Below are 6507 nucleotides of genomic sequence, written 5' to 3'. Positions count from 1 at the left end.
GATGTATCTCGGCGGCATGCCGACGGCCGAGCTCTTTGCCGAAGCCTATCTCGGCGCCGGCTTCACCACCTATTCCTCGGCGGTCTTCAATTTCGTGCCCGGCCTTGCCAACGAGTTCTACGCCGCTCTTCGCGCCAGCGACCGCGCCACCTGCGAACGCATCCTTACGGACTTCTTCTATCCGTTCATGGCGATCCGCAACCGCGCCAAGGGCTATGCGGTGTCGGCAATCAAGGCGGGCGTGCGGCTGCAGGGCTTCAATGCCGGTCCGGTGCGTGCGCCGCTGAAGGACCTCAGCGAAGATGAGGTCGCAATGCTCGACGCGCTGATCGGCGCAAACAAGCGCCACAAGTGAGCGCGGGGGATAGCCCATGAAGATCGTCGCCGTCCGCACCCACCTCCTCGAACATCGCCTCGCCGTGCCCTTCGAAAGCGCGTCCATGCGCTTTGATCGCCGCGCCCATGTGCTGGTGGAGATCGAATGCGACGATGGGACGATCGGCTGGGGCGAATGCCTGGGGCCGGCGCGGCCGAATGCCGCCGTGGTGGCGGCCTATTCCCCCTGGCTGATCGGTCAGGATCCGCGCCAGACGGAAAAGCTTTGGGCGATCCTCTACAATGCGCTTCGTGATCAGGGGCAGCGCGGTCTGACGATCACGGCGCTATCCGGTATCGACATCGCGCTCTGGGACATCAAGGGCAAACACTACGGCGCCTCTGTCTCCATGCTGCTCGGCGGCCGCTGGCGCGAAAGCGTTCGCGCTTACGCCACCGGCAGCTTCAAGCGTGATGGCGTCGATCGCGTCTCCGACAATGCGATGGAGATGGCGGAGCGGCGGGCGCAGGGCTTTCACGCCTGCAAGATCAAGATCGGCTTTGGCGTCGACGAAGACCTGCGCGTCATCCGCGCGGTGCGTGAGGCGATCGGCGACGACATGCGGCTGATGATCGACGCCAACCACGGCTACACGGTCACGGAGGCGGTCCGGCTTGGCAAGGCTGCGGCGGAGTACGACATCGACTGGTTCGAGGAGCCGGTCGTTCCGGAACAGCTTTCCGCCTATCGCGAAGTCAGGGCGGGTCAACCGATACCGGTCGCCGGCGGCGAGACCTGGCACGCGCGCTACGGCATGTGGCCGGCGATCGAGAGCCGCGCCGTCGATATCGTGCAGCCGGACCTCTGCGGTTGTGGCGGATTCTCCGAAATGGCGAAGATCGCAAGCCTTGCGACCCTGCATGGCGTTCGGGTGGTTCCGCATGTCTGGGGCACCGCCGTTCACCTTGCCGCAGCACTGCAGTTCATGGCGGCGATGACCCCGGACCCGGTGCGGGTAAACCCGATCGAGCCGATCATGGAGTTCGACCGCACCGACAATCCGTTCCGACAGGCTGTGTTGAAGACGCCGATCGAAGCGGTCAACGGTGTCGTCGCCATCCCCGACGCACCCGGGCTCGGCATCGAGATCAATCGCGACGCACTCGCTCAGTTCAAGATGCCCGAGATCGCAAGATGATCGAGCGCATCCTGACCGGCCGCCCGCCTGAACCTCGCATGCCGAAGGGCACGGTCGATACGCAGATGCACATGTACCTGCCGGGCTTTCCCTCGCTTCCGGGTGGTCCGCCTTTGCCTGTCGAACCGTTGCCGGATACTTTGGCCTATCGCCAGGTGATGGCCTGGCTCGGTATCGACAGGGTGATCATCACCCAGGGCAACGCCCACCAACGGGACAATGCCAATACGCTCGCCTGCCTTTCCGAGATGGGGGATACCGCGCGTGCCGTCGTCGTCATCGACGAAACCACGTCCGATGCGGACATGCGCGCACTCAGCGATTCCGGTGCCGTCGGTGCGCGCATCATGGACCTGCCGGGTGGAGCGGTGGGGCTCGATGCGCTGGAGGCGGTCGATGCGCGGGCCAATGCTGCGGACTGGATGATCGCCGTGCAGTTCGACGGCAACAGGCTGCTCGATCATCTGCCACGGCTGGAGCGCATCCGGTCGCGCTGGGTGTTCGATCATCACGGCAAGTTCTTTGCCGGGGTCGGTCCGGATGGACCCGAGATCGCAGCTCTGCTGAGACTGATCGACCGCGGCAACGTCTGGTTCAAGTTTGCCGGTGTCTACGAGAGCTCGCGCGCGGGTTGGCCCTATGAGGACGTGGCTGGTTTCTCGCGCAGGATCGCCGACCACGCCCCGGAACGCATCATCTGGGGCTCGAACTGGCCGCACAACATGATCCGGAAATCGGAAGATTATCCCGATGACGCGCGGCTTGCCGAACTGGTGCTCGGCTGGCTTGGAGACGACCGGGCGCGACATCTGGCCCTCGTCGAAAATCCGGAACGCCTGTTCAAACTGCCCGCCTTCGCGGCGGCGTGATTTCTGCCCGCGACGGGAGCTGGGAGGCTCCTTGTCGGGCCCAACGACATGGAGATTTCGCATGCCGGCCCGGACGGGCAGCAACTCGGTCTTGGGAGAGGCCGCAGCACGACTAGAGGAGGAGGAAAACATGAAGAAAATTGCAAGCATGCTTTGCGTCGCCATGGGGCTGGCGTTTGCCGGCACAGCGGCGCAGGCGCAGGAAATCACCCTGCGTTCGGCGGACATCCATCCGGACGGCTACCCGACGGTCGAGGCCGTCAAATACATGGGGCAACTGCTCTCCGAGCGCACCAACGGGCGGATCAAAGTCGAGGTCATGAACAATGGCGTGCTCGGCGGCGAGAAGGACACGATCGAGCAGACCCGCTTCGGCGTCATCGACATGAACCGTGTGAACGCCGCGCCGTTCAACAATCTCGTCAAGGAGACGATGGTTCTCGGCATGCCGTTCCTGTTTCGCTCCACCGAGCACATGCACAAGACGGTGGATGGCCCGATCGGCGACGAGGTGCTGGCCGCATTCGAGCCCCATGGTCTCATCGGTCTGGCTTTCTACGATTCCGGCGCCCGTTCCTTCTACACCACCAAGAAGCCGATCGAGAAACTGGCCGATCTCAAGGGCCTGAAGATCCGCGTGCAACAATCCGATCTCTGGATCGCCATGATGCAGGCCTTCGGCGCCAACCCCACGCCGATGCCGATGGGCGAGGTCTACTCTTCGCTTGAGACCGGGGTCGTCGATGGCGCCGAAAACAACTGGCCGTCCTATGAGTCCGCCCGCCATTTCGAGGTCGCCAAGAACTATTCGCTCACCGAACATTCGCTCAACCCTGAAATCCTGGTCATTTCCAAGATGAGCTGGGACAAGCTTTCCCCCGAGGATCAGGCTCTGGTTCGCCAGGCGGCCAAGGACTCCGTCGGCAAGATGCGCGAGCTCTGGAGCGCCCGCGAGAAGGTCTCGGAAGAAAAGGTCCGCGCCGCCGGTGCGAACGTCATCAAGGTCGACAAGGAAGAGTTCGCAGCCGCCATGGGTCCGGTCTACGACCAGTTCGTCAGCGACCCGAAACTCAAGGACCTCCTCGAGCGGGTGAAGGCGGTCAAGTGACAGCAGTGGGGCCGGTTCCAGGATTGGAGCCGGCCTTCGCAATTGTTCATCGGATCGCTTTTGCGGAGGAGGAAGAGACATGCGTCGTTTCATGCGGGCGACACGCCCGCTTCTCGGGGCGCTGAGCCGCGCGTCGCTCTACATTGCCGGCACCGGCATGGTCGCCATGACTTTGATCGTCGGCTGGCAGGTCTTTGCCCGCTACGTGTTGAACGACTCGCCAAGCTGGTCTGAACCCTTGGCCCTTCATCTGATGGCCTGGTTCATCATGCTCGGAGCCGCCGTCGGCGTGCGCGAAAGCGTACACCTCGGCCTCGATGTCATCCGCCATGTGATGAAGCCCTCGGTGCAGATAGCCATGGATCTTGCGAGCCTTGGCCTGATCGTCGTCTTCGGCGCATCCATGGCCTATTACGGGCTGCTTCTGTGCGCCGGCACATGGACGGCGACGATCCCCGTTCTCGGATGGCCGGGAGGGGTCGACTTCTTTCCGCTCATTGTCGGCGGCTTGATGATTGCCCTGTTTGCCGCCGAGCGTTTCATCGATCTCATTCTGGGTGTCGACGTCGCAGCAGATGTTGTCCTGCAGGAGATGGCCTGAATGGCTTACACTATTCTTTTCGGGGTCTTCACCCTCCTGATGTTCATCGGCATGCCGATCGCCTTCTGCCTGGGCATCGCGTCGTTTGCCACCGTGCTCTATCTCGGCCTGCCGCCGGTGGTGGTGTTCCAGCAATTGAATTCCGGCATGAACATCTTCGCCATGATGGCGATCCCGTTCTTCATCTTCGCCGGCGACCTGATGGTGCGTGGCGGCATCGCCAATCGGCTGATCCAGTTTGCCGCCGGCCTCGTCGGCCATCTGCGCGGCGGTCTCGGCCAGGTCAACATCGTCGCCTCGACGCTCTTCGGCGGCATTTCCGGTTCGGCGGTGGCGGACGCCTCGGCGGTCGGCGGTCTGATGATCCCGCAGATGGCAAAGCGCGGCTATGACCGCGACTATGCCGTCAACGTCACGGTCAACGCAGCGATCATCGCGCTGATGATCCCGCCGTCGCACAACATGATCCTCTATTCGATCGCAGCCGGCGGCAACGTCTCCGTCGCTGATCTCTTCACCGCCGGCATCATTCCGGGGCTGCTGCTGGCGCTTGCGTTGATGGCGACGGCCTACGTCGTCGCGAGGCGTCGCGGCTATCCGGCAGAACCTTTTCCGGGCTTTTCCAAGCTCTTCTACTATCTGCTCGCCTCCTTCCCCGGCATTGTTTTGATCGGCATCATCTTCGGCGGCGTGCGCTCCGGCGTCTTCACGGCCACCGAAAGCTCCTGCATCGCGGTGCTCTACGCCTTCCTGGTCGCCATGCTCGTCTATCGCGAACTGGATTGGGCAGGCTTTATCGAGGCGGTGATGGGGGCGGTGCGGACCACCGCCATGGTGCTGCTTGTCATCGGCATGGCGGCGTCCTTCGGTTGGCTGATGGCGTTCCTGCAGGTGCAGGCGCTGATGATCAGCGCGATCGGCGCGATCTCGGAAAACCCGATAATCGTGCTGCTCGTGATCAACATCATCCTGCTGTTCCTCGGCACCTTCATGGACATGGCGCCGATGGTGATCATCTGCACGCCGGTGCTTCTTCCCGTGGTCAAGGCCTTCGGCATCGATCCCGTGCATTTCGGGGTGGTGATGATTCTCAATGCCGGCATCGGCCTCAACACGCCGCCGGTGGGTACGGTGCTCTTCGTCGGCTGCGCCGTTGGCGGGATTTCCATTCGCGAGGCAATGCGCACCATCTGGCCGTTCTTCGGTGCCAGCATCGCGGTGCTGATGGCGGTGACCTACATTCCGGCCCTGTCGCTGTGGCTGCCCTCGGTCTTCCGGTGAGTTGACCCTTCGCGCTTTATCCGGGCTCGGTATCTCTGCCGGGCCCGAGCTACGCTTGCGGTGGGCGGGCTATTCGTTTCCGTTGGCGGCCGCGCACTGCCGCTCCAGGCGTTTCAGGAAGACGCCGATTTCCTTTGCTGCCTGCAGATCGCCCTTCCGCTCCGCAACCGCTCGCCCCTCGCGCCAGACCTGAATGGCCTCCTGGTGACGGCCGAGCTTGTGCAGGATTGCGCCGCGCAGCTTCCAGGCTGCCGAATAGTCCGGGTCGAAGGCGATCGCCCGCTCGGCATGGGCAAGTGCGGTATCGAGATCTGCCTCCTGAAGGCAGATGCTGCCGAGTGTGAAACGCAAAAGGGCGTCGTCCCGGCCGTCCTGTAAGAGCTTTTCGAGCACTTGCCGCATTGCGTCCTCCTACGTGATCGACCGTTCAGGCCGCAGGTTTGCTTGGGACCATGGTCGCATGCCCGTTGCTCGGCTGCGTCGGCAACGATCTCGCCCTGTCGAGAGACTGATATCGCCGGCGGCTCCAGATCAAGGGGTCGGCATGGGTGGAAGTCTCGGTTGCGACAATTGTTCCGACGAACAGCATGTGGTCGCCGACCTCGATCGAGGCGCTGAGCAGGCAGTCGAGCGCAGCGGCGGCTCCGAGAAGCCTTGGCCGTCCGCTCGGCCAGTCGGCCCATACGCCGATGAGGTAGCGCTTGGACGCTTCGATCTTGCCGGCGAAAGCATCCGCGATCAGGTCCTGTCCCTCTGCCAGCATGGCAAGCGAGAACCCCTGTTCTGCGGCGATCAGTGCGGCAAGAGGACTGTCCGCCCTGATCGAAACGACGATCGACGGCGGGTTGGCGGAAAGCGAGAAGGTGGCCGTCACCGTGCGGCCGAGACTGTCTGCTCCCTTGCCGGCGCTTGCCACGCAGACCGTGGCGGCGAGATGCGACAGGGTGTTGGCGAACTCCGGTTTCGACACGGCCATGTCGGCGTGGGCGTCGATCTCGACGGAAAGCGGAGGTGTCTGGCGCATAGGTCTTGTTCCAACTGAGGATAACCCGTGGCGGCTGGGAGACGCCACGGGGTCTGCAGAAGCCCAGGCTCAGGCGGGGGCGAGAGGGTTGCTGCAAATTCTCTGCCGAC

General features: G+C 63.3%; 8 protein-coding genes. 6 read left to right on the top strand and 2 right to left on the bottom strand.

Annotation, left to right across the window (positions count from 1 at the left end):
- From AB4Z53_RS31560 to AB4Z53_RS31535, 6 genes are all read left to right on the top strand, one after another.
- Positions 1–355, top strand: a 355-nt coding sequence (locus AB4Z53_RS31560) for a dihydrodipicolinate synthase family protein (protein WP_441599268.1), incomplete at its 5' end; no start/stop codon positions are given.
- 16 nt (positions 356–371) lie between these two features.
- Entirely contained in the window at positions 372–1514 is a 1143-nt protein-coding gene (locus tag AB4Z53_RS31555; protein ID WP_113538792.1) for a mandelate racemase/muconate lactonizing enzyme family protein, read from the top strand.
- Entirely contained in the window at positions 1511–2383 is an 873-nt protein-coding gene (locus AB4Z53_RS31550) for an amidohydrolase family protein (RefSeq protein ID WP_441599267.1), read from the top strand. The genes AB4Z53_RS31555 and AB4Z53_RS31550 overlap by 4 nt, the downstream gene beginning before the upstream one ends.
- A 130-nt stretch (positions 2384–2513) precedes the next feature.
- Complete coding sequence (locus AB4Z53_RS31545) at positions 2514–3491, top strand: TRAP transporter substrate-binding protein (RefSeq protein WP_113538791.1); 978 nt, start codon at positions 2514–2516, stop codon at positions 3489–3491.
- Positions 3492–3570: 79 nt separating this feature from the next.
- Positions 3571–4092 carry a TRAP transporter small permease gene (locus AB4Z53_RS31540; RefSeq protein ID WP_291152118.1) on the top strand — a complete coding sequence of 174 codons (522 nt, stop codon included), beginning with the start codon at positions 3571–3573 and terminating at the stop codon, positions 4090–4092.
- Positions 4093–5373 carry a TRAP transporter large permease gene (locus tag AB4Z53_RS31535; RefSeq protein ID WP_291152115.1) on the top strand — a complete coding sequence of 427 codons (1281 nt, stop codon included), beginning with the start codon at positions 4093–4095 and terminating at the stop codon, positions 5371–5373. It abuts the gene before it with no gap.
- A 69-nt stretch (positions 5374–5442) separates the two neighbouring features.
- Here the strand turns inward: AB4Z53_RS31535 and AB4Z53_RS31530 are convergent, their stop codons facing one another.
- Positions 5443–5775, bottom strand: a complete 333-nt coding sequence (locus tag AB4Z53_RS31530) for a tetratricopeptide repeat protein (protein WP_113538788.1) — start codon at positions 5773–5775, stop codon at positions 5443–5445.
- A gap of 25 nt (positions 5776–5800) precedes the next feature.
- Complete coding sequence (locus tag AB4Z53_RS31525) at positions 5801–6397, bottom strand: flavin reductase family protein (RefSeq protein ID WP_291152110.1); 597 nt, start codon at positions 6395–6397, stop codon at positions 5801–5803.
- Positions 6398–6507 lie beyond the last annotated feature (110 nt).

Source organism: Ensifer sp. 2TAB8 (genome assembly GCF_052115125.1).
GTDB lineage: Bacteria > Pseudomonadota > Alphaproteobacteria > Rhizobiales > Rhizobiaceae > Ensifer.
Note: the sequence above shows the minus strand (reverse complement) of the source record. Positions and strands in the feature narration are given on the sequence as shown.